Source organism: Pseudoduganella sp. UC29_71 (assembly GCF_042693265.1).
In the GTDB taxonomy this organism is placed as follows: Bacteria; Pseudomonadota; Gammaproteobacteria; order Burkholderiales; family Burkholderiaceae_D; genus Rugamonas.
Genome location: NZ_CP170549.1, coordinates 1,268,106 through 1,294,220 on the forward strand (window position 1 = coordinate 1,268,106; position 26,115 = coordinate 1,294,220).

At 67.0% G+C, this 26,115-nt stretch carries 22 protein-coding genes and 1 riboswitch; of the genes, 13 read left to right on the forward strand and 9 right to left on the reverse strand.

Annotated elements, in window-relative coordinates:
- Positions 1 to 30: 30 nt before the first annotated feature.
- A complete protein-coding gene (locus ACFJI2_RS05665) occupies positions 31 to 420 on the forward strand; it encodes a VOC family protein (protein ID WP_377704126.1) in 390 nt (129 codons plus the stop codon).
- Here the strand turns inward: ACFJI2_RS05665 and ACFJI2_RS05670 are convergent, their stop codons facing one another.
- Positions 421 to 1,311 carry a LysR substrate-binding domain-containing protein gene (locus ACFJI2_RS05670; protein ID WP_377704127.1) on the reverse strand — a complete coding sequence of 297 codons (891 nt, stop codon included), beginning with the start codon at positions 1,309 to 1,311 and terminating at the stop codon, positions 421 to 423.
- A gap of 88 nt (positions 1,312 to 1,399) precedes the next feature.
- Between ACFJI2_RS05670 and ACFJI2_RS05675 the strand changes: the two genes are divergently transcribed.
- Complete coding sequence (locus ACFJI2_RS05675) at positions 1,400 to 2,569, forward strand: mandelate racemase/muconate lactonizing enzyme family protein (RefSeq protein ID WP_377704128.1); 1,170 nt, start codon at positions 1,400 to 1,402, stop codon at positions 2,567 to 2,569.
- Between the two features lie 98 nt (positions 2,570 to 2,667).
- Here the strand turns inward: ACFJI2_RS05675 and ACFJI2_RS05680 are convergent, their stop codons facing one another.
- Positions 2,668 to 3,654: a dipeptidase gene (locus ACFJI2_RS05680; protein ID WP_377704129.1), complete on the reverse strand. Its 987-nt coding sequence runs from the start codon at positions 3,652 to 3,654 to the stop codon at positions 2,668 to 2,670.
- 135 nt (positions 3,655 to 3,789) lie between these two features.
- Between ACFJI2_RS05680 and ACFJI2_RS05685 the strand changes: the two genes are divergently transcribed.
- Positions 3,790 to 5,055 (forward strand): DEAD/DEAH box helicase, encoded by a 1,266-nt coding sequence (locus ACFJI2_RS05685; protein WP_377704130.1) that lies wholly within the window; start codon positions 3,790 to 3,792, stop codon positions 5,053 to 5,055.
- 142 nt (positions 5,056 to 5,197) lie between these two features.
- Here ACFJI2_RS05685 and ACFJI2_RS05690 read toward each other — a convergent pair whose 3' ends face one another.
- From ACFJI2_RS05690 to ACFJI2_RS05705, 4 genes are read right to left on the reverse strand one after another with little or no spacing between them, the layout of a single operon-like run.
- On the reverse strand, positions 5,198 to 5,905 hold the full coding sequence (locus ACFJI2_RS05690) for a hypothetical protein (RefSeq protein WP_377704131.1): 708 nt from the start codon (positions 5,903 to 5,905) through the stop codon (positions 5,198 to 5,200).
- Complete coding sequence (locus tag ACFJI2_RS05695; RefSeq protein WP_377704132.1) at positions 5,902 to 6,855, reverse strand: MlaD family protein; 954 nt, start codon at positions 6,853 to 6,855, stop codon at positions 5,902 to 5,904. Before ACFJI2_RS05695 ends, ACFJI2_RS05690 begins: the two co-directional genes overlap by 4 nt.
- A gap of 13 nt (positions 6,856 to 6,868) precedes the next feature.
- A complete protein-coding gene (locus ACFJI2_RS05700) occupies positions 6,869 to 7,666 on the reverse strand; it encodes an MlaE family ABC transporter permease (protein WP_377704133.1) in 798 nt (265 codons plus the stop codon).
- Positions 7,667 to 7,688: 22 nt separating this feature from the next.
- Complete coding sequence (locus ACFJI2_RS05705) at positions 7,689 to 8,555, reverse strand: LysR family transcriptional regulator (protein ID WP_377704135.1); 867 nt, start codon at positions 8,553 to 8,555, stop codon at positions 7,689 to 7,691.
- 105 nt (positions 8,556 to 8,660) lie between these two features.
- Between ACFJI2_RS05705 and ACFJI2_RS05710 the strand changes: the two genes are divergently transcribed.
- Complete coding sequence (locus tag ACFJI2_RS05710) at positions 8,661 to 10,103, forward strand: MFS transporter (protein WP_377704136.1); 1,443 nt, start codon at positions 8,661 to 8,663, stop codon at positions 10,101 to 10,103.
- 52 nt (positions 10,104 to 10,155) lie between these two features.
- Here ACFJI2_RS05710 and ribB read toward each other — a convergent pair whose 3' ends face one another.
- A complete protein-coding gene (gene ribB / locus ACFJI2_RS05715; RefSeq protein ID WP_377704137.1) occupies positions 10,156 to 10,818 on the reverse strand; it encodes a 3,4-dihydroxy-2-butanone-4-phosphate synthase in 663 nt (220 codons plus the stop codon).
- Positions 10,819 to 10,919: 101 nt separating this feature from the next.
- A riboswitch (FMN riboswitch) is annotated at positions 10,920 to 11,062 on the reverse strand.
- Positions 11,063 to 11,156: 94 nt separating this feature from the next.
- On the opposite strand from ribB, the gene ACFJI2_RS05720 reads away from it, so the two are divergent.
- The 3 genes from ACFJI2_RS05720 (at position 11,157) to ACFJI2_RS05730 (ending at position 17,082) form a co-directional block, all read left to right on the forward strand.
- The gene (locus ACFJI2_RS05720; protein WP_377704138.1) at positions 11,157 to 13,982 is read left to right on the forward strand and encodes a M16 family metallopeptidase; all 2,826 of its coding nucleotides are present in this window, start codon (positions 11,157 to 11,159) and stop codon (positions 13,980 to 13,982) included.
- A 16-nt stretch (positions 13,983 to 13,998) separates the two neighbouring features.
- Positions 13,999 to 16,818, forward strand: a complete 2,820-nt coding sequence (locus tag ACFJI2_RS05725) for a M16 family metallopeptidase (RefSeq protein WP_377704140.1) — start codon at positions 13,999 to 14,001, stop codon at positions 16,816 to 16,818.
- A 63-nt stretch (positions 16,819 to 16,881) separates the two neighbouring features.
- Complete coding sequence (locus tag ACFJI2_RS05730) at positions 16,882 to 17,082, forward strand: hypothetical protein (protein ID WP_107875221.1); 201 nt, start codon at positions 16,882 to 16,884, stop codon at positions 17,080 to 17,082.
- Here ACFJI2_RS05730 and ACFJI2_RS05735 read toward each other — a convergent pair.
- Positions 17,034 to 17,474 (reverse strand): VOC family protein, encoded by a 441-nt coding sequence (locus tag ACFJI2_RS05735; RefSeq protein WP_377704142.1) that lies wholly within the window; start codon positions 17,472 to 17,474, stop codon positions 17,034 to 17,036. The genes ACFJI2_RS05730 and ACFJI2_RS05735 overlap by 49 nt on opposite strands.
- Before the next feature lie 66 nt (positions 17,475 to 17,540).
- Here ACFJI2_RS05735 and ACFJI2_RS05740 point away from each other — a divergent pair, with 66 nt between their 5' ends.
- From ACFJI2_RS05740 to ACFJI2_RS05750, 3 genes are all read left to right on the forward strand, one after another.
- Positions 17,541 to 18,956: a cytochrome P450 gene (locus ACFJI2_RS05740; protein ID WP_377704143.1), complete on the forward strand. Its 1,416-nt coding sequence runs from the start codon at positions 17,541 to 17,543 to the stop codon at positions 18,954 to 18,956.
- Positions 18,957 to 19,059: 103 nt separating this feature from the next.
- Complete coding sequence (locus ACFJI2_RS05745) at positions 19,060 to 19,587, forward strand: SRPBCC family protein (protein WP_377704145.1); 528 nt, start codon at positions 19,060 to 19,062, stop codon at positions 19,585 to 19,587.
- Positions 19,588 to 19,648: 61 nt separating this feature from the next.
- Positions 19,649 to 20,089, forward strand: a complete 441-nt coding sequence (locus ACFJI2_RS05750; RefSeq protein ID WP_377704146.1) for a hypothetical protein — start codon at positions 19,649 to 19,651, stop codon at positions 20,087 to 20,089.
- Positions 20,090 to 20,129: 40 nt separating this feature from the next.
- Here ACFJI2_RS05750 and ACFJI2_RS05755 read toward each other — a convergent pair whose 3' ends face one another.
- Entirely contained in the window at positions 20,130 to 21,164 is a 1,035-nt protein-coding gene (locus ACFJI2_RS05755) for an AraC family transcriptional regulator ligand-binding domain-containing protein (RefSeq protein ID WP_377704147.1), read from the reverse strand.
- A gap of 90 nt (positions 21,165 to 21,254) precedes the next feature.
- Here ACFJI2_RS05755 and ACFJI2_RS05760 point away from each other — a divergent pair, with 90 nt between their 5' ends.
- Genes ACFJI2_RS05760 through ACFJI2_RS05770 form a run of 3 tightly spaced genes read left to right on the forward strand, consistent with a single transcriptional unit; the run spans position 21,255 to position 26,094 of the window.
- Entirely contained in the window at positions 21,255 to 22,865 is a 1,611-nt protein-coding gene (locus ACFJI2_RS05760) for an FAD-binding oxidoreductase (protein ID WP_377704149.1), read from the forward strand.
- Positions 22,866 to 22,885: 20 nt separating this feature from the next.
- Positions 22,886 to 24,529 carry a glycerol-3-phosphate dehydrogenase/oxidase gene (locus ACFJI2_RS05765; protein WP_377705800.1) on the forward strand — a complete coding sequence of 548 codons (1,644 nt, stop codon included), beginning with the start codon at positions 22,886 to 22,888 and terminating at the stop codon, positions 24,527 to 24,529.
- A gap of 2 nt (positions 24,530 to 24,531) precedes the next feature.
- Positions 24,532 to 26,094 carry an FGGY-family carbohydrate kinase gene (locus tag ACFJI2_RS05770; RefSeq protein ID WP_377704151.1) on the forward strand — a complete coding sequence of 521 codons (1,563 nt, stop codon included), beginning with the start codon at positions 24,532 to 24,534 and terminating at the stop codon, positions 26,092 to 26,094.
- The last annotated feature ends 21 nt before the right edge of the window (positions 26,095 to 26,115 follow it).

Sequence of the window (26,115 nt, forward strand, 5' to 3'; positions counted from 1 at the left end):
CATCTACCCATCCCTGAAAGGAGGCAAGCCATGCAAGCGCAACCCCTTATTGCAGTGAGCGATGTTGAAGCCAGCAGCCGCTGGTACCAGGTGGTGCTGGGCGCACGCAGCGGCCACGGCGGCAAGGATTACGAACAGCTGATGTTCGGCGAACACATGATTTTGCAGCTGCACCGCTGGGAGGCGCACGGCCACGCCCATATGGGCAACCCCGAAGCGCGGCCTTACGGCAACGGCGTGCTGCTGTGGTTCCATACCGAAGACTTCGACGAAGCAGTGGAGCGCGCCGCCTCCATCTCCGCCACCGTGCTGGACGGCCCGCGCGAAAACACCAATGCCTCCCACCGCGAAATCTGGCTGCGCGACCTGGACGGCTATGTGGTCGTCATCGCCGGGCCTTACGGCGACGTCGGCATGTAATCAGCTGGCGAACTGCGCGGCCAGGAAGTCGATGAAGGCGCGCAGCTTGGCCGGCTGGTGCTGGCGGCTGGGATAGTAGGCGTACAGGTCCGCCGAGGGCAGCGTGTAGTCGGGCAGCACCACTTGCAGGCGGCCGCTGTCCAGATACTTCGCGAGGTCCCACTCGGAGCGCAGCAGGATGCCGTGGCCGTCCAGCGCCCAGCCCAGCACCACGTCGCCGTCATTGCTGGACAGGCTGCCGCGCACCTTCACGGACTCCGATTTGCGGCCCTTGCTCAGGCGCCAGGTGGCGTAGGCATCGTCGTTCTGCCGGTGCAGGATGCAGCGGTGTTGCGCCAGGTCCTTCGGCGCGGCGGGCGTGCCGGCGCGTTTCAGGTAGGCCGGCGAGGCGCACAGGAAGCGCCGGTTGGACATGATCTTGCGCGCGCTCAGGCGCGTATCCGGCAGCTCGCCGAAGCGGATGCCCAGGTCGTAGGCTTCCTCCACCAGGTTGATGGCGCGGTCGGTCAGCTGCAACTGCACGTCCACCTCCGGATACCGCTGCGCGAACGCGGACACCAGCGGCGCGATGGCGGTGCGGCCAAAGCCCAGCGTGGCGTTAACGCGCAGCAGGCCTTTCGGCGCCGCACGGCTGCTGGACACGGATTCCTCCATGGCGCGGATATCGGCCAGGATCTGCGTCGCCTGCGCCAGGTAAGTCTCGCCCTCGCTGGTCAGGCTGATGCGGCGCGTGGTGCGGTTCACCAGCCGCACGCCCAGGCGCTGCTCCATCTGCATCAGGCGCTTGGTGGCGGCCGGCGGCGTGATGTCCAGCTCGCGCGCAGTGGCCGACAGGCTGCCCAGCTTGGCCAGCAGCACGAAGAAACCCAGCTCGGACGTGTCATTCTTCACTTGAAGTAAATAATCATGTAAATATCGATGAATTATAGCGCTGTTGTTTAAGGCTATGCTGGTGTCATTCCCAACCAGGAGACTTAGCATGAAAATCGTCACCATCCTCGAAAAGACCCTGCCCATCAGCTCCCCGATCCGCAACGCCTATATCGACTTCAGCAAGATGACCCTGAGCCTGGTGGCCGTGGTCACCGACGTGATCCGCGACGGCAAACCGGTGGTCGGCTACGGCTTCAACTCGAACGGCCGCTACGGCCAGGGTATGCTGATGCGCGAGCGCTTCATCCCGCGCATCCTGGAAGCCGATCCCGCCACGCTGGTGAGCGACGACTGCAGCAACCTCGATCCGCACAAGATCTGGAACTGCATGTACACCAACGAAAAGCCGGGCGGCCACGGCGAGCGCTCGGTGGCCATAGGCACCATCGACATGGCCATCTGGGACGCGGTGGCCAAGATCGCCAACAAGCCGCTGTACCAGCTGCTGGCCGAACGCTACGGCAACGGCACGCCGGACAAGAAGGTGTTCGTCTACGCGGCCGGCGGCTACTACTACCCCGGCCAGAGCCACGAGGCGCTGAAGGATGAAATGCGCAGCTACATCGACCGCGGCTACACGGTGGTGAAGAAGAAGATCGGCGGCGCCTCGCTGGACGAAGATCTGCGCCGCATCGACTCCATCCTGAGCGTGCTGGGCGATGGCCAGAAGCTGGCGGTGGACGCCAACGGCCGCTTCGACCTCGACACCGCCATTGCCTACGCCAAGGCGCTCAAGCAGTACGACCTGTTCTGGTACGAGGAAGCGGGCGACCCGCTGGACTTCGAGCTGCAAGCCACGCTGCGCAGCTACTACGACAAGCCCATGGCCACGGGCGAGAACCTGTTCTCGATGCAGGACGCGCGCAACCTGATCCGCTACGGCGGCATGCGCCCGGACCGCGACTGGCTGCAATTCGACTGCGCCCTGAGTTACGGGTTGGTGGAGTACCTGCGCACGCTGGACATGCTGCACGAACACGGCTGGTCGCGCACGCGCTGCATTCCGCACGGCGGGCACCAGATGTCGCTGAACATTGCTGCGGGGCTGGGGCTGGGCGGCAACGAGTCCTATCCGGACCTGTTCCAGCCCTTCGGCGGCTTCCCGGACGGCGTCAGCGTGGAAAAGGGCTACATCACGATGCCGGATCTGCCGGGCATTGGCTTCGAAGGCAAGTCCAACCTGTACGCCGAGATGCGCGCGCTGAGCGGGCAGTGACGGAGCTTGGCGGGTTACGCGCCTGTGGCGCTAACCCGCCCTACGTATTCGGGCATTCGTACCAACCGTAGGGCGGATTAGCGAAGCGTAATCCGCCGTTACGCGGCTTCTGCCTGGACGGGGCTGGACCACACCTGCTGCGCCACGCGCATCATATTGCGCCCCATGACCATTTCGATCTCGCTGACCGACATGCCCAGCTTGCGCAGCTCCGGCGCGATGCTGCGCCACACGCTGGGCGGCGTGAAAGTGGGCGGAGCGTCGGCGCGGTAGCCTGCCGAAGCGGGCCACCAGTGGCCGGGGTCGAATTCGCCGGGCGGCGTGTCGTCCAGGCCCTTTTGCTGGAAGCAGATGTCGGTGCCGATGCCCACATGCGCCACGCCGGCCAGTTCGGCGATGTAGGCTATGTGGCGCGCCACGTCGGCCGCGCCGGGGTTCTCGCTGCCAAGGAACCAGGACAGGCCGGACACGCACACCACGCCGCCGGTGCCGGCGCAGGCGAGGATCTGCTCGTCCGTCACGTTGCGGCCGTGCTGCACCAGCGCGTAGGCGTTGGCGTGGCTGAAGATCACCGGCTGCGACGAGGCGGCCATGATGTCGAGCGTGCTGCGCACGCCGGTGTGGGCGCAGTCCATCAGCACGCCCGCGTCGTTCACCGCCTGCACCATGCGGTACCCCAGCGGCGTGAGGCCGTACGAGGTGTCGTGGCAGCCGCCGGCCACGCTGTTGTTGCGGTTGTACGCGAAGTGGATCTGGCGCACGCCCAGCTGGGCGTACAGGGCCACCATGTCCGGCTGGTCCATCAGCGGCATCGAACCTTCCAGGTCGAAGGTGATGGCCATCTTGCCGTCGGCGGCGGCCTGGATGATGTCGTCGACACTGGACACGAGCACGTAGCGCTCCGATTCTGCCGCGATGGTGGCGCGGTAGCCGGCGATCACCGACATCACCTGCGAGACCGGGTTCATGTCGGCGCCCACGTTCAGCGACACGTAGTTGACCCCAGCGGCGCGCAGTTGCGCCACGGGCGTGAAGTCGGCCTGCGGGTGCTGCGGCAGGCAAATGTGGGCGTCCCAGTTGATCATTGGCGATGCATTCGAATGTTTTTAACTTGGTAATATTCCCATGAATACAAGCTGTGGGCAACATGCAATTCGCATGCGGCCAGCGCGGGTGGCGTATACTGTCGGGTTCTCCACGCTATACATAACAAGGCATCCATGTCCTTTTCCTCGCTAGGCCTTGCGCCTTCGCTGATCAACGCCGTCACCGAAATCGGCTACACCAAACCGACTGCCATCCAGTCCGCCGCCATTCCCGCCGCCTTGCGCGGCGACGATGTGCTGGGCGCCGCGCAGACCGGTTCGGGCAAGACCGCCGCTTTTGCGCTGCCGATGCTGAACGCGCTGCTGGCGAAACGGGGCGCGCGCGGCGGTGCGCAGGGCGGGCCAGGCCTGCATGGCCTGGTGCTGGTGCCGACGCGCGAACTGGCGACGCAGGTGGGCGAGGCGATCCGCCAGCTGGTGCAGCATCTGCCGGTGCCGGTGAAGGTATCCATCGTATTCGGCGGCGTGTCGATCAACCCGCAGATGATGGCACTGCGCGGCGGCGCGGACATCGTGGTGGCCACGCCGGGCCGCTTGCTGGACCTGATCGACCATAACGCGCTGGACATCTCGTCGACCGCCACGCTGGTGCTGGACGAGGCGGACCGGCTGCTGGACATGGGCTTCACCGAGGAGATTGGGCGCATCCTCGCGCTGCTGCCGGCGCGCCGCCAGAACCTGTTCTTCTCCGCGACCTTCCCGAGCGCGGTGCAGACGCTGGCGCACCATTTGCTGCGCAATCCGGTGCGGGTGGAGGCGGCGTCGGCGCCGGAGCATGAGCCGGACATTACGCAGCGCGCCATCATGGTGGACGCGGTGCGGCGCCAGGTACTGCTGAAGCACCTGATCAAGGAGAACAAGTGGAGCAGGGTGCTGGTGTTCGTGGCCACCAAGTATGCGTCCGAGCATGTGGCGGAGAAGCTGCGCCGCAACGGCATCCGCGCGGAAGCGTTCCATGGGGATTTCAGCCAGGGCGCGCGCACGGAGGTACTGGCGGACTTCAAGAATTCGCGCCTGCAGGTGCTGGTGGCGACCGATGTCGCTGCGCGCGGGATCGATATTGCGCAGTTGCCGGTGGTGGTGAATTTCGATTTGCCGCGCGCGCCGGCCGAGTACACGCACCGCATCGGCCGCACGGGTCGGGCGGGGGCGAGCGGCGTCGCTGTGAGCTTTGTCAGCGCGGAGTCAGAGGCCCATTTCCGGCTGATCGAGAAGCGGCTGGGGATACGCGTGGCGCGTGAGCAGGTGGCGGGATTCGAGCCGATCGGGACGGCGCCTGCCGTGCACCCGGCCACGGATACCATCAATGGCGGGATCAAGGGTAAGCGCAAGAGCAAGAAGGATAAGCTGCGGGAAGCTGCGGCCGCTGCTGCGGAGTAGGCGCGGGCGGCGCGCGGCGGCTTACGCGCCTGCGGCGCTAAGCCGCCCTACGGAGCCGGCCGGTTCCGGCGCGTGAGCCGATTGGGCATCACGTAGGGCGGGTTAGGCGGTCACGCCGTAACCCGCCGTGCGCCGTCGTGGACTATTCCGATGCCAGCGCGATGCGGCGGCGCAGGCGGGCGGCTTCGGCTGCGTCGCCGGCCTTCTCGGCGCGCAGGGCCTGCACGTTGAGCCACGCCAGCAGCGGACGCCGCCAGCCCTGTTCGGACGCGGTATCGACTGCCGCAGCGATCACCTGGGGCGTGGCGCGGTTGGCGCGAAACACTGCGCCAGCGGCCACCAGCCGCGATAGTGGGTCCTTGATGGCCACGACCGCCGCGCCGGCGGCTACGTCGCTCGCAGCGCCCGCCACGGCACGGTGCTGCTCCGGCAGGCGTGCCGCCTGCGACGGCGGCAGGGTGCCGGCCAGGTAAGCCGCGTATTCAATATCCGCACCGGACGCGTCATGCGCGTACTTCTGGAATCCCGGGCATTCCTCGAACACCAGCGAGGCCACTCGCATTGCGCAGCGCGCCAGTTCCACACGGATGGCCAGCTCGATGTTGCCGGTGCTGCCGATCTGGCTGCGCACCCGCGCGAATTCGCTTTCCTCCACACTGTCCTTGCCGCTCAGGTAGGCCGATTCGGCGCGCTCCAGCGAACTGTGCGCGTTCATCTTCCAGTCCGGCACCGGCGGGCTGCTGCCGCAGGCCGACAGCGCCAGCGCCACGGCCAGTGCTGAACCCAGCGGGACGACGCGCCGGAACGTCGCCGGTCCAGCGGCGTGGTGCGGGAAAGTCGTCTTCTTCATGGCAGCTTGATCTCCGTGTCGCGCTTGAACGGCCATTTGCGGTTGATCTCATTGATCAACTGCTCGATCTTGCGCAGGTTGGCGTCCACGTCGCCGCGCAGCGCGCCCAGGTCCTGCGTGGCAACGCGCGCGTTCGCGCCCACGGCCTGCGCCTCGGCCAGCACGCCGTCCAGCTTCTTCAGGCTGGCGCGCGCATCCATCAGCAGGCCGTTCATCTGCACCACTGCGGCCTGCGTGTCCGTCATCACGCCATCCTTGCCAAACACGCGGGCGTCGGCATTGCCCACCAGCTTGTCCGCCTTGACGATCAGCGAATTGGCGTTGCGCAGCAGCTCCTGCGCCTTCTTGTCCTCGCCCGCGATGAAGCCCATGGCGCCGCCCGGGCCGTTCAGCCGCTCGGTCATGCCGCGCACGTTCTCCAGGCTGGCGCCCAGCGCCGAATCGGCGGCCGTCAGGTTGGTCACGTTCTGCAGCAGCTCTTTGGCCGCGTTCAGCAGGCGCGGGATTTCGGCCGCCACGTCGCCCACCAGCATGTCGCGCACCGCGCCGTCCGGCAGCGGCGGGTCGTTGGGGATGCCGCTGAAGGCGCGCAGCTTGGCTCCGCCCACCAGGCCGCGCTCCAGCGTGAAGATGCTGCTGGTGCGCAGCCAGTGCGCGTCCTTGGTCGGTATGTCGATCAGTACGCGCGCCTTGGCGTCCTGGCCCAGCTCGATGCGCTGCACGCGGCCGATGGGGAAACCGGCAAAGGTCACGTCCATGCCCACGCTCACGCCTTCCGAGTCGTCGGCCGTGAGCACCAGCCTTTGCGTGGCCTCGAACGCGCCGCGCGCATACAGCAGGTAGATGGCGGTGCCCACCACCAGCACGAACATCAGCGCCAGCAGCAGCGCGGCCTTCAGTTCGGCGTTGCGGACGGGGGAGGCTTCGGGAGCCGGTGTCGGTTCATTCATGATGGTTCCGGGTTCAGTAGTAGTTGCCCACCAGGGAGGCGGCTTCGATCAGCAGCAGCACGGAGAACATGCGCACCATGTCCGACAGGCCGTGCACATGGCGCAGCCGCCACGAGCCGGTGTGGAAGGACGATGCCAGCGGGATCAGGCCCACGGCCAGGCTGAAGAAGAATATTTTCAGGACCAGTATCAGCGCCACCGGCGGCGTGAAGATCTGCCCCACCACGCGGGTGTAGCCTTGCAGCGCGTACGGTGTGAAGCCGTAGATGGTGAGATAGGCCAGGATCAGCGTGAGCACGCAGCTCACCGCGCCCAGCAGCCAGACCGAGAACATGCCCGCCACGGCGCGCGGGAAAAATTCGTCGCGCAGGCCGATCAAGCTGGTGGCCGTATTCTTGCCCTTGGACGCGGCGCGCATCTGCGCGAACTCCACCCCGGCCGGCAGGGTGCTGCGCAGGGCCACGAACAGCGCCGTGATCAGCGGGATCAGCTCCAGCACCAGCACGCGCACCACCATCTCCAGCGCGTAGCGCGACAGGCCGTAGCTTTGCGAGGTGACCACCACGACGCGGATGATGACGATGCTGATCAGCGCCGACACCAGCGTAAACCATGGCAAGTGCGGCGCGCTGCCCAGCACCAGCTGGCGCGCCAGGGCGGGGCGGTGGCGCGGGTTGTAGCTGGACGGCGTCAGGGCGAGCGTGGCGACCAGCACGCTGAAGTGCAGCAGCTGCCACCAGCTGACGATCCAGTCCATGGCCCAGCGCTGCATGTCGCGCAGCGGAGCGGAAAATGATGCCTGTGTACTCATATTGGCATCTTAGCATTCCGCGCTATTTGGAAGGGAACGATTCGATGATGGCGTCCGCCGCCGCCCGCACGCGCGCGCTGCGATTCAGGTCGCTGTGCATCACCAGGTAGACCTCGTAGCTTTGCTCGCGTTCGGGCCAGATGCGCACCAGTTCGGGCGTGGTGGCGGCAATGTGCGTGGCCAGCTCGCCTATGCCCAGGCCGGCCAGCACGGCCTCGTGCAATATCAGGCCGGTATTGACTTCCATTGCCACGCGCGCGTTGGCCACCGGTTCGCCGCACAGCTTTTCCGCATGGCGCGGCGCCACGCTGTGCTGGTAGATCACGATGTCGTGTCCGGCCAGGGCGTTGCCGGGCGTGGGCATGCCGTGCTTTTCCAGGTAGGCCCTGGACGCGTACAGGCCCAGCGTGCGGCGGGTGAGGTGGCGCGAGATCAGGTCCGGGCTGTCCGGCCGCACGGTGCGGATGGCCAGGTCGGCCTCGCGCCGGGTCAGGCTGGAAAGGTGGGTGGCGGCGCTCAGCACGATGCGGATGTCCGGGTGGCGCACGTGCAGGCGCTGCATGGCGTCGATGACGAAATGGGCGGCCATGGTGTCGGAGGTCGCCACGCGGATGGTGCCGGACAGGCGGTTGTCGATGCCCTGCATTTCGCGCTGCAGGCGGTCGGCGGCCGTTTCCATCTGCTCGGCGGCGCTGGCGGCCAGGTCGCCGGCCGGCGTGGAGACATAGCCGCCGGGCGTGCGCAGGAACAGCTTCGCGTTCAGCGATTTTTCCATGGCGGCCAGGCGGCGGCCCACCGTGGCCTGGTCGATGTCGAGCTGCGCCGCCGCGCCGCGCAGCGTGCCGGCGCGGTGGATGGCGAGGAAGATGCGGGCGTTGTCCCAGTCCATGGCGGCTCCTGTGATGCATTTTTGCAGCAGAGTGCTGATGTTATGCGTGTTTACTGCATTTCGCAAGCGGCCTACGATGCGGGGAACATGTATTGGGAGCTGGATATGACAAACAATTCGAACTGCGCTGCTGTCGCGAGCCGGGCCGCCACACCGGCCGCGACGCCGGCCGCACCCTTGGCGGCCCCTGCGCCGGCCGCGGCCACCGGCGGCACGCTGACCTTGCTCACCCTGGCCATTGGCTTCGTGATGGCGATGGTGGACCTCACCGCCGTCAACACGGCGCTGTCCGACATTGCGCGCGACCTGTCGGTGCCGGTGTCCGGCCTGGTGTGGGTGGTGGACGGCTACACGCTCACCTTCGCGGCGCTGCTGCTGGCCGGCGGCGCGCTGGGCGACCGCATGGGCGCGCGCAGCGCCTACATCGCCGGCCTGGGCGTGTTCCTGTTCGGCTCCATCCTGTGCGCCATCGCGCCCGGCGGCACGGCGCTGACGGCGGCGCGCCTGCTGCAGGGCGCCGGCGCCGCCTTGTTCCTGCCCAACTCCCTCAGCCTGCTCACGCACACCTTCGAAGACGACAAGGTGCGCGCGCGCATGGTCGGCACTTGGTCGGCCATGGTGGGCGCCTCGTCGGCCATCGGCCCGCTGGTGGGCGGCATCCTGGTGCATGAGTTCGGCTGGCGTAGCGTATTCTGGGTCAACGTCCCGCTGGGCCTGCTCGGCATGGCGCTGGCGTACCGGCTGATCCCGGCGGTGCAGCCACAGCCGCGGCCGCTGTCCCTGCTCAGCCACGGCTTGGGCGTGCTGGCGCTGGCCGCGCTCAGTTTCGTGCTGATCGAAGGCCCGGTGCTGGGCTGGACCTCGGCGCCGCTGCTGGCCGGCATGGCCGCCACCGTCGCGTTCGCGGCGGTGCTGGTGCGGCGCGAGCGGCGCATTGCCCACCCCATCCTGCCGCGCGCCTTGCTTGGCAACGGCAGCTTCGCGGCCGCCAACGCCACCGGATTCCTGATCAACCTGGCCGTGTTCGGCCAGCTGTTCCTGCTCAGCCTGTACATCCAGGCGCGCGGCGCCGACGCGCTGCACACTGGCTACACGCTGCTGCCGATGATGGCCGCCTTCACGATAGGAAATTTCTCATCCGGCCGCATCTCGGCGCGGGCCGGCCTGCGCCTGCCGCTGCGGGCCGGCCTGGCGGTCGGCGCCATGATGGCGGCGGTGCTGCTGGCGCTGGCATGCTGGCAGCCCGACATGCCGCTGGCGCTGATGCTCACGGTAATCGTGCTGATGAATGTCGCGGTCGGCATAGCCATTCCCGCCATGACCGCCACCGTGATGCAAGTGGCCGGCAAGGCCTACTCCAACAGCGCCGCCGCCGCGCTCAACGCCAACCGCCAGATCGGCGCGCTGGTCGGCGTGGCGCTGATGGGCACGGTCATCCACGCCTTGCCAGCGTGGAGCGCGCGCCTGCCGGTCGCCTTCGGCGTCGCGGCACTGGCGTTCGCGGCGGCGGGCACGCTGGTGCACCGCCACGTCCACCTTTCCCGCTAGAGCCTGCCTCTAGCGAAGTGAGCCGCATTCGGGGTCTGACCCCGAATGCGGCTCAGGCTGCTTCGCTGTTGCGGCGCCAGGCGATCATGTCGGCGATGGTGAGGATGGGCATGCCGTGCAGTTCGGCGAAGCGTTCGATGGCGTCGCCGCGCATCATGGTGCCGTCGGGGTTCATCAGCTCGCACAGCACGGCCGCCGGGTTCAGGCCGGCCATGATGGCCAGGTCGACCGAGCCTTCGGTGTGGCCTTGGCGCGCCAGCACGCCGCCCGGCGTGGCGCGCAGCGGGAAGACGTGGCCGGGACGGACCACGTCTTCCGGCTTGGCGCGGGCTGCCGTGGCGGCGCGGACGGTGGTGACGCGGTCGGCCGCCGAGACGCCGGTGGTCACGCCGTGGCGCGCTTCGATCGAGACCGTGAACGGCGTGCCGTAGCGGCTGCCGTTGTCCGGCGCCATCGGCGGCAGCTCCAGTTCGCGCACCTTGTCGGCCGTCAGGCACAGGCAGACGATGCCGCTGCACTCGCGTATCATCAGCGCCATGGTCTCGACGGTGAGCTTGTCGGCGGCCACGATCAGGTCCGCTTCGTTTTCGCGGTCGAAATCGTCGAGCAGGATGACGGGCACGCCGGCGCGCATGGCCGCCAGCGCGGACTGGATGCGGCCTTCGAGGTCGGGACTGGACAGGCGGTATGGGTGGTTTTCTTGATTGACTAGCATGTGAAACGCTCCTCGCATAAAGTGGGCGAAAAACGCATCAGGGCAAGCGACGACGCGCGGCTGCCCGTCTCGATCGCTCGATAGGACAGCCGCGTTGCAGCGCACATCTTCTTTCATCCGGACTATGACCGTCGGCCCTGGAATTGCACCAGATCTGCTGACCTTGCGTGAGCAAGCGCTCGCGGGCTTGACCGTTGCCGGTTTTACCGCCGGTGGGGAATTTCACCCCGCCCCGAAGACGTATTGGTTAAAGCCTCTAAAATGAGGCTGGGCGATTGTAGCGGAAATCGCCCAACTTCGTGTATTGTGGCAACTTACTCAATATCATCTTGCTAAGTGTGACTATTTTGAAATTGCGCATCGCCAGCGCCGCTGCGGCTCTCCTTGGCGCCTTCCTGCTGGGTGGTTCGCCGGCGCGGGCCGCGATCGATCTGGCCGCGCCCTTGCCCATGGCGCAGGACATCAAGGCCGGCCGGCTGGCCAATGGCCTGACCTATTACATCAAGAAGAACGCCAGGCCGGCCAAGCGGGTGGAACTGCGGCTGGTGGTGAAAGCCGGCTCCATCCTGGAGGACGATGACCAGCGCGGCCTGGCGCACCTCACCGAGCACATGGCCTTCAACGGTTCCACGCATTTCAAGCGGCACGAACTGGTGTCCTACCTGCAGTCCGCCGGCGTGAAATTCGGCGCCGACCTGAACGCCTACACCAGCTTTGACGAAACGGTCTACATGCTCCCGCTGCCGGTCGACTCGCTGCAGGACCTGGACAAGGGGTTCCTGGTGCTCGAGGACTGGGCGCACGGCGTGGCGTTTAACGACGCCGATATCGAAAGCGAGCGCGCCATCGTGCTGGAGGAGCTGCGCCTGCGCGGCGGGTCGAACAGCGCGCGGGAGCTGTTCGCCAGGCGCTTCAACAGCGCCCGCTACGGCGACCGGGTGCCCGGCGGTACCGTGGAGTCGCTGCACAGCTTCACGCCGGACGCGGTGCGGCGCTTTTACCGGGACTGGTATCGCCCCGACCTGATGGCCGTGATCGTGGTGGGCGACGTTGAGCCGGCCGAGGCGGAAAAGCTGCTCTACCAGCACTTCGCCAAGCTGGCCGGCCCGGCGGCGCCGCGCCTCCGCAAATATGTGGAAATCCCGCCCTACGCCGCCAACGAAGCACTGGTGCAGCGCTTCAGGGAAAGCCCGTCCAATACGGTGACGATCAGCTATCCCGCCGAGCGCCGCCAGCCGGAAGCCACCATGGCCGACTACCGCGCGCACGCCATCGAGCGGCTGTACACGGCGATGCTGTCGCTGCGGCTGGCCGAACTGGCGCAAGGCGCCCAGCCTCCGTTCATCCAGGCCAGCAGCGGCAGGACCGCGCTGGCGCACGGCTACCGGGTGTTCCAGTCGACGGCCGTGCTGGGCAAGGGCGGCGCGCAGCCGGCGGTGACCGCGCTGGTGCAGGAGAACGAGCGCGCGCGCCGGCACGGCTTCACTGCGGCGGAGCTGGATCGCGCCAGGAAAAATATGCTGAACGCGGCGGAGGTCCGCTACAAGGAGCGCGATACCATCAACTCGGTCAGCGTGGTGGCGCCGCTGCTCCGCCATTTCCTGCTGGGCGAACCGATTCCCGGCCCGGCGTACGAGTTCGAGTTCCTGAGTGCGCTGCTGCCGGCCATTACGCTGGATGAAGTGAACCAGGCGGCGCGCAAGGCGCTGCCGTCGGGCCAGCCCAAGCTGGTGGCCTACAGCGGCGGCGACCGCGGCGAGCAGCGCGCTCCTTCGCGCGAGGCGCTGCTGGCGGCGGCCGACGCGGCCGAGGCGGCGCCGGTGCAGGCGCTGGAGGAGAAGGCGTACGGCACCAGCCTGATGGCGGCGCCGCCCAGGCCGGGCGCCATCGTCGGCGAAGCCGTGAACCAGGCGCTGGGCACCACCGAACTGACGCTGGAGAACGGCGTGCGGGTGGTGCTCAAGCCGACCGCCTTCAAGAACCAGCAGGTGCTGCTGGGCGGCTTCCGCCCGGGCGGCCAGTCGCTGTACGATGCGGCCGACTTGCACAGCGCGCGCCTGGCCAGCAGCATCATTGCGCAGATGGGCGTCATGGACTACGCGCCGCTGGAACTGGGCAAGGTCCTGGCGGGCAAGACCGTGCAGGCCGGCGTGGCCATCAATGAGCTGTATGAGAACGTGAATGCCAGCGCGGCCACGGGGGAAGTGGAAACCATGCTGCAGCTGGTGCACTTGCGCTTCACCCGCCCGCGCAAGGATGAAAACCTGTTTGCCACCTACATCGCCAAGCAGCGCGAGCTGGCGCGCGGCCGCGCCGACAATTCGGAGGCGGTATTCGGCGACAGGGTCACCGGCGCCATGTATGGCGACCATCCGCTGCTGGCGCGCCTGATGCTGCCGGCGGACTACGACAAGCTCAAGCTGGAGCGCGTGGCGCAAATCTACCAGGAGCGCTTTTCCAGCGCCAAGGACTTCACCTTCGTGATGGTGGGCAGCTTCGAGGTGGACAAGGTCAAGCCGCTGCTGGCGGCCTACCTGGGCAGCCTGCCGGTATCCGACGTGCCCACCGCCTTCCGCGACCGCGGCGTGCGCCCGGCGGCCGGCGTGATCAAGGCCGATATGCGCCGCGGCGGCGAGCAGAGAAGCCGCATCAGCCTGCGCTTTACCAGCGAGGCGCCGTATTCGGACGACGAGGCGATGCGGGTGCGCGCGCTGGCTGAAGTGCTCAACATCAGGCTGCTGGACGTGCTGCGCGAGGAAAAGGGCCTGATCTACGCCGGCAGCTTCACCGGCAAGATGAGCAAGCTGCCGTATGGCCAGGTGGCGTTCAGCGCCAACCTGCCGTGCGCGTCGGCCAGCGTGCCCAAGGTGCTGGCGGCGACCATGGAACTGCTGAAAAAAATGCAGGACGAGGGGCCGGCGCCGGCCGACCTGGCCAAGGTGAAGGCCAATTGGAACGCTGCCTACCGCAGGGGCTTGCAGGAGAACGGCTACTGGCTGAACGGCTTGCTGGGCGCCTACGCCAACGGCAGCGATCCGGCCGTGCTGCTGCGCGACGAGCAGCGCATTGCCGCGCTCACCCCGGAAAGCCTGCAGGCGGTGGCCCGGCGCTACATCTCATTCGACAATTACGTGCAGGCGGTCCTGTACCCGGAAACCAAGTAAAGGAACGAGAAATCCCATGAGTATCGCAAAACTGCGTGTGCTGTCCGCCGCCGTCCTGCTCAGCTGTTCGCTGCTGGCGCATGCCGACATCAACCTGAGCGCGCCGCTGCCGGTGGCGCCGGACGTGAAGACGGGCAAGCTGGCCAATGGCCTCACTTACTACATCAAGAAGAACGCCAAGCCGGAACAGAAGCTGGAGCTGCGCCTGGTGGTCAAGGCCGGCTCCATCCTGGAGGACGAGGACCAGCGCGGCCTGGCGCACTTCACCGAGCACATGGCCTTCAACGGCTCCACGCATTTCAAGCGCCATGAGCTGGTGTCCTACCTGCAGTCGATCGGCGTGAAGTTCGGCGCCGACCTGAATGCCTACACCAGCTTCGACGAAACCGTCTACATGCTGCCGATTCCCACCGCCAAGAAGGAGAACATCGAGACCGGCTTCAAGGTGCTGCAGGACTGGGCCGGCGGCCTGTCGCTGAACGACGCGGACATCGACAGCGAACGCGGCATCGTGCTGGAGGAAATGCGCATCGGCAAAGGCTTCGGCGACCGTATGAACAAGGTGCTGATGCCGCGCCTGTTCAACGGCTCGCGCTATGCCGACCGCATGCCTATCGGCCAGGAAGAGACGCTGAAGACCTTCAAGCCGGAGGCCATCAAGCGCTTCTACAAGGACTGGTATCGCCCGGACCTGATGGCGGTGATCGTGGTGGGCGACATCGATCCGGCCGAAGCGGAAAAGCTGGTGCAGAGCCATTTCGGCGGCCTGAAAAACCCCGAGCAGCCACGCCCGCGCACCTATGCGCCGATTCCGTCGCGCGCCTACTCCGAGTCGCTGGTATTCCTCGACAAGGAGTCGCCGGCCAATATGCTCTACATCCGCTACGCCATCGAGCCGTACAAGGAGGAGACGGATTTCGCCGGCTACCGCCAGAAGATGGTGGAGGGCATGGTGATGTCCATGCTGGGCCAGCGCATGCAGGAACTGACGCAGCAGGCCGAGCCTCCCTTCATCCAGGGCGGCGGCACGATAGGCAAGGTGGCGCACGGCTACAAGTCCTTCAGCGCGCTGGCCGTGCTGGGCAAGGGCGGCCCGCAGCCGGCCATCAGCGCGCTGGTGCAGGAGAGCGAACGCGCGCGCCAGTTCGGCTTTACCGCTTCCGAACTGGAACGCGTGAAGAAGGGCATGCTGCGCCAGGTGGAGCGCGCGTACAACGAGCGCGACAAGTCGGAATCGGCCACCTTCGCGGCCGAGTTCACGCGCAACTTCCTGGTCAATGAAACCATGCCCGGCATCGCCAACGAGTATGCCTACACCAACGAGCTGGTGCCCGGCGTCACGCTGGACGAGGTGAACGCCGCCGCGCGCAAGCTGCTGCCGGCCGACCAGCACAAGCTGGTGGTCTACATGGGTAACGACAAGGCCGAGCAGCCGGCGCCGAAGGGCGAGGACCTGCTGGCGGCCGTGAACGCGGCCGAGATGGTGACGGTGAAGGCGCAGGCGGAGAAGGTGTACGCCACCAGCCTGATGGACAAGCCGCCCAAGCCCGGCAGCATCGTCAAGGAGACGTTCAACAAGGCGCTGGGCCTGACCGAGCTCACGCTGAGCAACGGCGTGAAAGTGGTGCTGAAGCCGACCGACTTCAAGAACGACCAGGTGCTGATGAGCGCCCACCGCTTTGGCGGCCAGTCGCTGTACGACGCCAAGGACTTGTTCAATGCCCGCTACGCCAGCGCCATCGTGAGCCAGATGGGCTTGCTGAACTACTCGCCGACCGACATGCAAAAAGTATTGGCGGGGAAGACGGCGGCTTCCGGCGCGTCCATCACCAGCCTGTCCGAAGGCTTGCGCGGCGGCTCCGGCAGCAACGACGTGGAAACCATGCTGCAGCTGGCGCACCTGGAATTCACCCAGCCGCGCAAGGACGAGGCGCTGTATGCGTCCTTCATCGGCCGGCAGCGCGAAATGGCGCGTAATGCCTTGCTGATGCCCGAAGCGGTGTTCGGCGACACGCTCACGGCCACGCTGTACAACAACCACCCGCTGGCGCCGCGCGCGCCGCGCGTGGAAGACTTCGACCAGATCCAGCTGGACCGCGTGATGGAGATCTACAAGGAGCGTTTCGCCAGCGCCAAGGGTTTTACTTTCTACCTGGTAGGCAGCTTCGAGCTCGCCAGGATCAAGCCGCTGATCGCCACCTACCTGGCCAGCCTGCCCACGCCGGCCATCCCGGTCCAGTACAAGGACCAGGGCATTCGTCCTGTGAAGGGCGTGGTGAAGAAGGAAGTGTTCAAGGGTTCCGAGCCGAAGAGCAGCGTGGCGTTGGTGTTCACCGGCGAGGCCAAGTACTCGGAAGCGGTGCAGATGCAGATGCAGGCCATGCTGGAAGTGCTCAACATCAAGCTGATCGAGACGCTGCGCGAGAAGATGGCCGTGATCTACGGCGGCCAGTTCGGCGGCGGCTTGAGCAAGCTGCCGTACGGCGCCTACCAGATCCAGACTTCGCTGCCTTGCGCGCCGGAGAACGTGGACAAGGTGATCGCGGCGACCATGGAGCTGATCCGCAAGATGCAGGACGAGGGGCCGGACCCGGCGGACCTGGACAAGGTCAAGCAGAACTGGAACACCAGCCACCGCAAGGCGCTGCGCGAGAACGGCTACTGGCTGAGCCGCCTGCAGGGCGCGGCGCTGAACGGGACTGACCCGGCCAATGCCTTCCTGAAGTATGAGCAGCGCGTGGCGGCCATCAAGCCGGCCGACCTGCAGGCGGCGGCCAGGCGCTACTTCAACATGGACAACTACGTGCAGATGGTGCTGTACCCGGAACCCAAGTAAGGCCGGGCCATGCTGCTACACTGTAGGCTGGACGTTTAATGACACAGTGAAGGTGTAGCAAGCATGGCAAAGAAGAAAGAAGAGCTGGACGAAGAAACCCTGGAGTTGATCCACTGGTGCATCGAAGTGGAAGGCTTTCTCGTCAAGGGCGGCGCCACGGTGGAACAGGCGCAGGAACACATCGAAGAACAGATCGAATGGTTCACCGACCAGTTCTACGACGGCCTGACGCCGGAAGAAGCGGCGAAGGAAGCGCTGGCCTGACCTGACTCCTCACGGTGGCAGCAGATGCACAGTTTGTTGCCGTCCGGGTCGCGCAGGTAGGCGCCGTAGTAGTGCGGGTGGTATTCCGGCCGCAAGCCGGGCGCGCCGGCACAGCTGCCGCCGTGCGCCAGCGCCCTGGCATGGGCGCGGTCCACCGCCGCGCGCGACGGCGCCAGCAGCGCCACCATCTGGCCATTGCCGCTGCTGGCCTCGCCCTCGTAGGGCTTCCCCACCAGGAACAGCGGACGCGGCGCATCGGCCGCCATCCAGCCCGCCCACGGCCGGCTGTCATCCCTGAATTTCCGCACCAGCCCCAGTTCCTCCATCAGCGCCGCGTAGAAGGCATAGGCACGCTCGAACTCGGTCACGCCGATAAACACATGTGACAACATGGATATTCCTCTTTCATAAATGTGGCGTAAAATATAACAGATTACCCGCCATCCCAAGGACGAGACATGGCCGACAAGCGCAGCATTGCGGACCTGCCGGGTCCGAAGGGCGTGCCATTGCTGGGCAATCTGCGCCAGGTCCAGCCTGGCCGCTTCCATAGCAACCTGGAGGACTGGGCGCGCCAGTTCGGTCCCATCTACCGCTTCACCATGATGAAGCGCAGCTTTGTGGTGGTGTCGGACCGCGACGCCATTGCCGCCATCCTGCGCGACCGCCCCGACACCTTCCGCCGTTCCACGCGCACCGCGCGCATGCTGGAGGAGGCCGGCACGCGCGGCCTGTTTACGGCCGAAGGCGAGGAGTGGCGCCGCCAGCGCAAGCTGGCCATGCGTGCGCTCACGCCGGAAGTGGTGCACCGCTTCTTTCCCACGCTCGCCATGATGACCGGGCGCCTGTGCCTGCGCTGGAAAAGCGCGCTGCAGGCGGGGCGTGATGTGGACCTGCTGCGCGACCTGAAAGCCTGGACGCTGGACGTGACCATCGGCCTGGCCATGGGCCAGGACATCAACACGCTGGAGCACGAGGACAACCCGCTGCAGCGCGATATCGAATTCATCTTCAAGCGCGTGGCGCGCCGCCTGACCACCCCGGTCGAATACTGGAAGGTGTTCAAGCTGCCGGTGGACCGCGACGCCGACGCGGCCGCGGCGCGCATCCACCGCGCCATTGAAGGCTTCATCGCGCAGACGCGCGCGCGCATGGAGGCCGATCCCTCGCTGCGCAGCAAGCCATCGAACATGCTGGAAGCCCTGGTGGCCGCGCGCGACGAGGACGGCTCGGGCTTCAGCGACAGCGTGGTGGTGGGCAATGCCATCACCATGGTGTTCGCGGGCGAGGACACCACCTCGAACACCGTCGCCTGGTTGCTCAACCTGCTGCCCCGGTCGCCAGCCGCCATGGCGCGCGCGACGGAGGAGGCGGACCGCCTGCTGGGGCAGGATGCCGTGGCGCGCGATCCGCAGTTGCTGGAACAAATGGATTACCTGGATGCGGCCACGCGCGAAGCGATGCGCCTGAAGCCGGTGGCGCCGTTCATGGCTGCGGAGGCCAACGTGCCAACGCTGGTGGACGGCGTGCTGATGCCGCCCGGCACGGTGATCTTCCTGCTGCTGCGCAGTGCGGCCGAGCGGGAAGGCGGCTTCGCGCAGCCCGAAGCCTTCCTGCCCGAACGCTGGCTGGCCGGAGCCGACGGCGGCGAGCCGGCATCCGATCCCGCCCGCAAGCTGTTTCCTTTCGGCGGGGGGCCGCGCTTTTGTCCGGGGCGCTACCTGGCCATGGCCGAGATCAAGATGGCCATGTCCATGATGCTGCATCACTTCGATTTCGCGCTGCGGCCCGGCGCGCCGCCGGTGGAGGAGTGCTTCACGTTCACCATGACGCCGAGCGCCTTGCCGCTGCTGTTGCGCGCACGCGGCGCTTGAGCGCGCGCGTACATGTTTTTTGGCAACGTAGCTAAAAAATCATGCTAGTCTTGCGGCTTCGGCAACAGCCGGCTCAATAAAAACCATGACAGCAGGAGACCCCATGCTTAAAAAAATCGCGATCGGCATTACCGCCATTATCGTCATCATCGTCGGCCTGGCACTGGCCCAGCCCAACAACTTCACCGTTACGCGCAGCACCACCATCAAGGCCGCGCCGGAGAAGATCTACCCCTTGATCAACGACTTCCACAACTGGAGCACCTGGTCGCCATGGGAACACCTGGATCCGAACATGGTGCGCACTTTCAGCGGCCCGGCCACGGGCGTGGGCGCGGTGTACGGCTGGGAGGGCAACGACCAGGTGGGCGCAGGCCGCATGGAAATCACCAGCGCCACCGCGCCAAGCAAGATCGACATCAAGCTGGACTTCCTGAAGCCGTTCGAGTCGCACAACACCACCGTGTTCACGCTGGAGCCGAAGGGCGACAGCACCACCGTGGTCTGGACCATGTCCGGCCCGAGCGCCTTCATCACCAAGCTGATGGGCGTGTTCGTGAGCATGGACAAGATGGTGGGGCCGGACTTCGAGAAGGGCCTGGCCAGCATGAAGGCGGTGGCTGAGAAGTAAAACGCGCTTGGCCGGGCCGGGATATACTGGCGGCATCCAACGCCGAATGCGGAGGTTCGCCATGTGTGTCCTGAGCCGGGCTGTACACCTGATGATGCTGGCCTGCGCCGTCTTCGGCGCGGCGGCCAGCAGCGCCGCCCCAGTGCGGGCCGACCATCCCATCGTCGGCACCTGGCGGTTCGTGTTGCCGGACGGCTCCTGCCAGGAAATCTACCGCATGCGGCAGGACGGCACGGCGCTCATTACCAGCGCGTCCGAAGTGGCCGAGACCGAGTTCGTCATCGACGACAAGCCGGACAAGAACGGCTTCTACAAGACGTCGGACAAGATCGTCAAAGACAACGGCAAGAAGGACTGCACCGGGCAGGTGTCCGAAGTAGGGCACACGGTGGCCAGCTTCATCCTGTTCCACGAATCCGGCAATATGTTCCTGATGTGCCTGGAGGCCAGCATGGACGCCTGCCTCGGCCCCTTCGTGCGCGTGCGCGGCGAAGAAACCTGAGTGGTCCCGCATCCCCGCACCCCCGCACCGGTAGGGCGGGTTAGCGCAGCGTAACCCGCCAAGCCCCCGGATTCACCCCAGCCCACTCGCGGAAAGCGTGATTGAAGGCACTCTGCTCCTGATACCCCAGCAGAAACGCGATATCCACCAGGCTCAACCCCGGCTGGCGCAAATAATCCCTGGCCAGCGCAAAGCGGGTCTGGTCCAGAACCTGCTGAAAATTGACGCCCGCATCGCTCAGCTTGCGCTGCAAGGTGCGCGGCGACAGTTCCAGTTCCTCCGCAACCGACGCCAGCCGCACCTGCCCCTGCGACAGGCCGCGCACAATGGCCGCCCGCACCTGCGCCGCGATGCCCGCATCGGCCTGCGCGCGCTGCTTCAGCAGGTTTTCCGCGTGCTGCTGCAGCACCGGATACATGCCCACGTCCGCATTCGGCACCGGCCACGCCAGCAGCTGCGCGTCGAAGCTGGCCCTATTGGCCGGCGCGCCGAACTGCGGCAGGTCGCCGAATACGCGCAGATACTCGCCGCCCAGACCGGCGCCGCCGCCGTCATGCATCAGTTCGAGTTTCGCCGGCGGCAGCGGCGCGCCGGCCAGCCAGTTGCCGAACACCCGGATGCCCGCAAACACGCTGTCCGCCAGGTGGCGCGTGGCGTTGGGAAAGCGGCTGTGCCAGGTGTAGCGCGCGAGCCCATCCGCCACCTGCAGGCTGGAGCGGCCCAGGTCGTGCGCCAGCTGTTCGTAGCGTATGGTCTGCTCGAAGGCGTGGCCGAAGTCGCGGCAGCTGAGCAAGATCAGGCCATACACGCTGTAGGTGCCCAGCTTCACGCGCTCGCCTACATGCAGGCCGAAGTGCGGATCGTCCGCCAGCGCGGCGGCCAGCTCCAGCAGGCGGACGTAGTCGCCGGCCTGCAGGGATTCCGGCAGCGGCGCGAGCGCGCCCGGCGCCAGACCGGCTGCCTGTTCCAGCGCCTGCGGCGTCACGCCGCGCGCGGCCGCCGCCTCCAGCAGGGGCTGGAGATAGGAACCGGCCACGCGGCCATCGTTGGCATAATCGAACAAGGCGTTTGTCATGAAAGCGCAATACCGGGATCGGGTTTGGGTCTTATTCTCCAGGCATCATTTGGCCAGGTGCGCCAGTATAGCAAGCGGAGAATGGAAAAGATGAGACGTTGGAACGGCTGGGGCGACGATGCGATCGACTTTGCGCTGGAGGCGGACGCGCTGGCTTTCCTGGCGCAGCGCATCGGCGCCGGCAAGGGCAGGCAGGACGCCAGTTTCGAGGAGGCCTGCGCCTCGCTCGCGCCGTCGCGCCTGCCCTACCACAAGCTGATCGAAACCAGTGCGCCGGTGCGCCTGCGCAATGCGCTGGGCCAGAGCCTGCCGGACTGGCTCAAGCTGCGCTACGGCCGCATCGGCACGGCGCCGGACGGCGTGGCCTATCCGGAGAGCGTGGACCAGGTGCGCGAGCTGCTGCAGTACGCGCAGCGCTACAACGTGGCCGTGGTGCCGCACGGCGGCGGCACCAGCGTGGCCGGGCATCTGACTGCGGGCGAGGGCGAGCAGCCCACGCTGGCGGTGAGCCTGACGCGTTTGTGCCGCATGGCGCACCTGGACCGCGTCTCGCAGCTGGCTACCTTCGGCGCCGGCGTGTACGGCCCGGACCTGGAAGCGCAGCTGCGCGCGCAGGGCTACACGCTGGGCCACTTTCCGCAGTCGTTCGAATATTCCACGCTGGGCGGCTGGGTCGTCACGCGTTCCTCCGGCCAGCAATCGCTGCGCTACGGCCGCATCGAGCAGATGTTCGCCGGCGGGTCGGTGGAGACGCCGGTGGGGCGGCTGGAGATTCCCACTTTCCCGGCGTCGGCCGCCGGCACGGACCTGCGCGAAATCGTGCTGGGTTCCGAGGGCCGCATCGGCATCCTCACCGAAGCGGTGGTGCGCGTGACGCCGCTGCCCGAACACGAAGCGTTCCACGCGGTGTTCTTTCCGGACTGGGCGCACGCCGAGGCGGCGGTGCGCGCGCTGGCGCAGGCGAAACTGGGCTTGTCCATGCTGCGCCTGTCTAACGCGCTCGAGACCACCACCATGCTGGCGCTGGCCGGCCACAGGAAGCTGATCGGATTGCTGGAAGGCTGGCTGTCGCTGCGCGGCTGCAAGGAGGGCAAGTGCATGCTGATGATAGGCGCCAGCGGCGCCAAGCCGCAGGCCCGTGCGGCCATCGGGGCCGCGTTGCGCATGGCGCGCCGCCACGGCGGCGTGCATGTGGGCCGCAGGATGGGCGACAAGTGGAAGCAGAACCGTTTCCGCAACGTCTACCTGCGCAATGCGGCATGGAAGCACGGCTACGTGATCGATACGGTGGAGACGGCGGTGGACTGGCCGCTGGTGGAGCCCACCATGCGCGCCGTGGAAACCGCCGCCGCCGAGGCGCTCGGCAGGCACGGCGAGCAGGTGCACGCCTATACGCACCTGTCGCACCTGTATGCGCAGGGCGCCAGCGTGTACAGCACCTTTGTGTACCGGCTGGCGGGCGACTACGAGGAAGACCTGGCGCGCTGGCGCTCGCTCAAGCAGGCGGTCAGCCGGGCCATCGTGGACAACGGCGGCACCATCAGCCACCAGCACGGCGTGGGCAGCGACCATGCGCCATATCTGGCGGCGGAGAAGGGCGCGACGGGCATCGCGGCCATGCAGGCCATCTTCCGCCACTTCGACCCGCAGGGCATCATGAACCCTGGCAAGCTGCTGCCTGCGGCGCAGGAGCCGGCGTGACCGCCACCGGCCCGCGCGGCATGGCAGCGCAGGGCGCCGCCGCGCACTGGCAGCCCGGCGGGCGCGCGGGAATGGCTGCGCTGCTCGCGCGCGACTGGGATCTGCTGATCATCGGCGGCGGCATCACTGGCGCGGGCATTTTGCTGGAGGCTTCGCGGCGCGGCTTGAAGGCGCTGCTGGTGGAGCAGCGCGACTTCGCCTGGGGCACGTCCAGCCGTTCGTCCAAGCTGGTGCACGGCGGCCTGCGTTACCTGAAGGAAGGCAAATTCGCGCTCACCCGCGAGTCCGTGCACGAACGCGAAAGCCTGCTGGGCGAAGCGGCCGGGCTGGTGGAACCGCAGAGCTTTGCGTTCGGCCACTACGCCGGCCGCAAGCCGGGCCGCCGCACCTTCCTGGCTGGCCTGGCCATCTACGACCACATGGCCGGCCAGCGCGCGCGCCACTACTATCCGCGCGACGAATTCCTCGCCATGGCGCCCAATATCGGCAGCGAGGGCCTGCTGGGCGGCATGTGCTACACCGACGCCAAAACCGACGATGCGCGCCTCGTCCTGCGCGTGCTGCAGGAAGCACAGGTGCTGGGCGGCGTCGCGGTCAATTACCTGTCGGTGCAAAGCCTGCTGCGCAGCGGCGGCGGTGCAACGCAGGGCGGCAATGCGGGCGCGCAAGGCCGCGTGTGCGGCGCGCGGCTGCGCGACGAGGATGGCGGCGCGCAACACGAGGTGCGCGCCCGCGTCGTCATCAGCGCCACCGGTGCCTGGGCCGACGCGCTGCGCGCCCAAACCGCAGCCCCTGATGGCGCGGCCAGGCGCCTGCGCCCCCTGCGCGGCAGCCACCTCGTCTTTCCCGCATGGCGCCTGCCGCTGGCACAGGCCGTCAGCCTGATGCACCCCGGCGACGGCCGTCCCGTCTTCGCCTTCCCATGGGAGGGCGTCACGCTGGCCGGCACCACCGACGTGGACCACCGCGAAGACATGAACTTCGAGGCCGCCATCACCCGCAGCGAAACCGGCTACCTGATGGCCGCCTTGCGCAGCCAGTTCCCGCAGCTGGACTTGCACGAATCCGACATCATCGCCACCTACGCCGGCGTGCGCCCGGTTATCGACAGCGGGCAGGCCGACCCGTCGAAGGAGACCCGCGAACACGCGCTCTGGATGGAAGACGGCCTGCTGACCGTCACCGGCGGCAAGCTCACCACCTTCCGCGTGATCGCGCTCGACGCGCTGCGCCAGGCCGCCGCCATGCTCCCAGGCTGGCAGGCGGACTTCTCGGCACAGCCCATCTTCGCGCCGCCTCCCGCGCTGAAGCACTGCCACCACCTGCCGGCCGGCCAGGCCAAGCGCCTGCAAGGCCGCTACGGCGCACACGCGCAGGCGCTGCTGGACTGCGCGCAGGCGGGCGAACTGGAACTCATCCCCGGCACCGCCAGCATCTGGGCGCAGCTGCGCTGGGCCGCGCGCCACGAATCCGTGCAGCGCCTGGATGACCTGTTGCTGCGCCGCCTGCGCATCGGCCTGCAACTGCAAGGCGGCGGCGCCGGCATCCTGCCGCGCGTGCGCGCCATCTGCCAGCACGAATTGGGCTGGAGCGATGAACGCTGGGATGCCGAGCAGGCCGCCTATCTGGCATTATGGAAAACTCACTACAGCTTGCCCGCATAACCATGTCCGGACCCTACATCCTTTCCATCGACAACGGCACGCAAAGCGTACGCGCCTTGCTGTTCGACCTGCAGGGCAACCTCGCCGCCAAGGCCCAAGTCCACCTCCAGCCTTACTACTCCGACCACCCCGGCTGGGCCGAACACAAGGCGGACGGCTACTGGAACGCGGTCTGCATCGCCTGCCAGCGCCTGTGGGAAGACTCCGGCATCGACCGCGCCGACGTGAAAGGCGTGGCCGTCACCACGCAGCGCGGCACGGTCATCAACGTGGACCAGGACGGCAAGCCGCTGCGGCCCGCCATCACCTGGCTGGACCAGCGCCGCACCGACACCGTACCGCCCATCGGCCCCTTGTGGAAAGCCGCCTTCAAGCTGGCCCGCGTGGAAGGCACCATCAACTACTTCCGCCGCGAAGCGGAAGTGAACTGGATCGCCGCGCACCAGCCGGACATCTGGGCGAAGACCAGCAAGGTGTTGCTGCTGTCCGGCTACCTGAACTTCCGCCTGTGCGGCAGCTTCGTGGACTCCATCGGCTCGCAGGTCGCCTACCTGCCATTCGACTACAAGGGCCACAAGTGGGCCGGCGCGCGCGACTGGAAATGGCAGGCGCTGACGGTGCGGCGCGAGATGCTGCCGGAGCTGGTGAAGCCGGGCACGGTAATAGGCGCCATCACCGCCGAAGCAGCGCAGGCCACTGGCATCCCGGCAGGCACGCCGCTGGTGGCCGCCGCCGCCGACAAGGCCTGCGAAGTGATCGGCGCCGGCTGCCTTGCGCCGCATATCGGCTGCCTCAGTTTCGGCACCACCGCCACCATCAACACCACCAACACCAGGTACATTGAAGTGACGCCCTTCATTCCGCCGTATCCTTCGGCCGTGCCGGGCGCGTACAGCACCGAAGTGCAGATCTTCCGCGGCTACTGGATGGTGAACTGGTTCAAGGAGCAGTTCGGCCACCTGGAGCAAGCCACGGCCACGGAAAAGGGCACGCCGCCCGAGGCGCAGTTCGACAAGCTGGTGAACGCCGTGCCGCCCGGCTCCATGGGCCTGATGCTGCAGCCCTACTGGAGTCCCGGCATCAAGGTGCCGGGGCCGGAAGCGAAGGGCGCCATGATCGGCTTCGGCGACGTGCACACGCGCGCCCATATGTACCGGGCGATACTTGAAGGACTGGCCTACGCCCTGCGTGAAGGCATGGAGCGCATTGAAAAGCGCAGCGGCGTGCCGGTGACGGAGCTGCGCATCGCCGGCGGCGGCTCGCAAAGCGACGCGGCCATGCAGCTGTCCGCCGACATCTTCGGCCTGCCCGCCGCGCGCGCACACCTGTACGAAACCTCCGGGCTCGGCGCCGCCATCTGCGCGGCGGCCGGCCTCGGCCTGCACCCGGACTTTGCCGCCGCCATCCAGGCCATGACCCGCCCCGGCCGCGTGTTCCAGCCGGTGGAGGCCAACCGCAAGACCTATGAGCAACTCTACAAGCGCGTCTACCTGAAAATGTACAAGCGGCTGCAGCCCATGTACGCGGAAATTGCCGACATCACCGGCTACCCCGAGGCGCTGTAGCGCGCGCGTGGTCGCCTGTGC

Coding starts and splice junctions, on each gene's coding strand:
- ACFJI2_RS05665 (WP_377704126.1), top strand. CDS start 31: ATGCAAGCGCAACCCCTTATTGCAGTGAGCGATGTTGAAGCCAGCAGC.
- ACFJI2_RS05675 (WP_377704128.1), top strand. CDS start 1,400: ATGAAAATCGTCACCATCCTCGAAAAGACCCTGCCCATCAGCTCCCCG.
- ACFJI2_RS05680 (WP_377704129.1), bottom strand. CDS start 3,654: ATGATCAACTGGGACGCCCACATTTGCCTGCCGCAGCACCCGCAGGCC.
- ACFJI2_RS05685 (WP_377704130.1), top strand. CDS start 3,790: ATGTCCTTTTCCTCGCTAGGCCTTGCGCCTTCGCTGATCAACGCCGTC.
- ACFJI2_RS05690 (WP_377704131.1), bottom strand. CDS start 5,905: ATGAAGAAGACGACTTTCCCGCACCACGCCGCTGGACCGGCGACGTTC.
- ACFJI2_RS05695 (WP_377704132.1), bottom strand. CDS start 6,855: ATGAATGAACCGACACCGGCTCCCGAAGCCTCCCCCGTCCGCAACGCC.
- ACFJI2_RS05700 (WP_377704133.1), bottom strand. CDS start 7,666: ATGAGTACACAGGCATCATTTTCCGCTCCGCTGCGCGACATGCAGCGC.
- ACFJI2_RS05705 (WP_377704135.1), bottom strand. CDS start 8,555: ATGGACTGGGACAACGCCCGCATCTTCCTCGCCATCCACCGCGCCGGC.
- ACFJI2_RS05710 (WP_377704136.1), top strand. CDS start 8,661: ATGACAAACAATTCGAACTGCGCTGCTGTCGCGAGCCGGGCCGCCACA.
- ribB (WP_377704137.1), bottom strand. CDS start 10,818: ATGCTAGTCAATCAAGAAAACCACCCATACCGCCTGTCCAGTCCCGAC.
- ACFJI2_RS05725 (WP_377704140.1), top strand. CDS start 13,999: ATGAGTATCGCAAAACTGCGTGTGCTGTCCGCCGCCGTCCTGCTCAGC.
- ACFJI2_RS05730 (WP_107875221.1), top strand. CDS start 16,882: ATGGCAAAGAAGAAAGAAGAGCTGGACGAAGAAACCCTGGAGTTGATC.
- ACFJI2_RS05735 (WP_377704142.1), bottom strand. CDS start 17,474: ATGTTGTCACATGTGTTTATCGGCGTGACCGAGTTCGAGCGTGCCTAT.
- ACFJI2_RS05740 (WP_377704143.1), top strand. CDS start 17,541: ATGGCCGACAAGCGCAGCATTGCGGACCTGCCGGGTCCGAAGGGCGTG.
- ACFJI2_RS05745 (WP_377704145.1), top strand. CDS start 19,060: ATGCTTAAAAAAATCGCGATCGGCATTACCGCCATTATCGTCATCATC.
- ACFJI2_RS05750 (WP_377704146.1), top strand. CDS start 19,649: ATGTGTGTCCTGAGCCGGGCTGTACACCTGATGATGCTGGCCTGCGCC.
- ACFJI2_RS05755 (WP_377704147.1), bottom strand. CDS start 21,164: ATGACAAACGCCTTGTTCGATTATGCCAACGATGGCCGCGTGGCCGGT.
- ACFJI2_RS05760 (WP_377704149.1), top strand. CDS start 21,255: ATGAGACGTTGGAACGGCTGGGGCGACGATGCGATCGACTTTGCGCTG.
- ACFJI2_RS05765 (WP_377705800.1), top strand. CDS start 22,886: ATGGCAGCGCAGGGCGCCGCCGCGCACTGGCAGCCCGGCGGGCGCGCG.
- ACFJI2_RS05770 (WP_377704151.1), top strand. CDS start 24,532: ATGTCCGGACCCTACATCCTTTCCATCGACAACGGCACGCAAAGCGTA.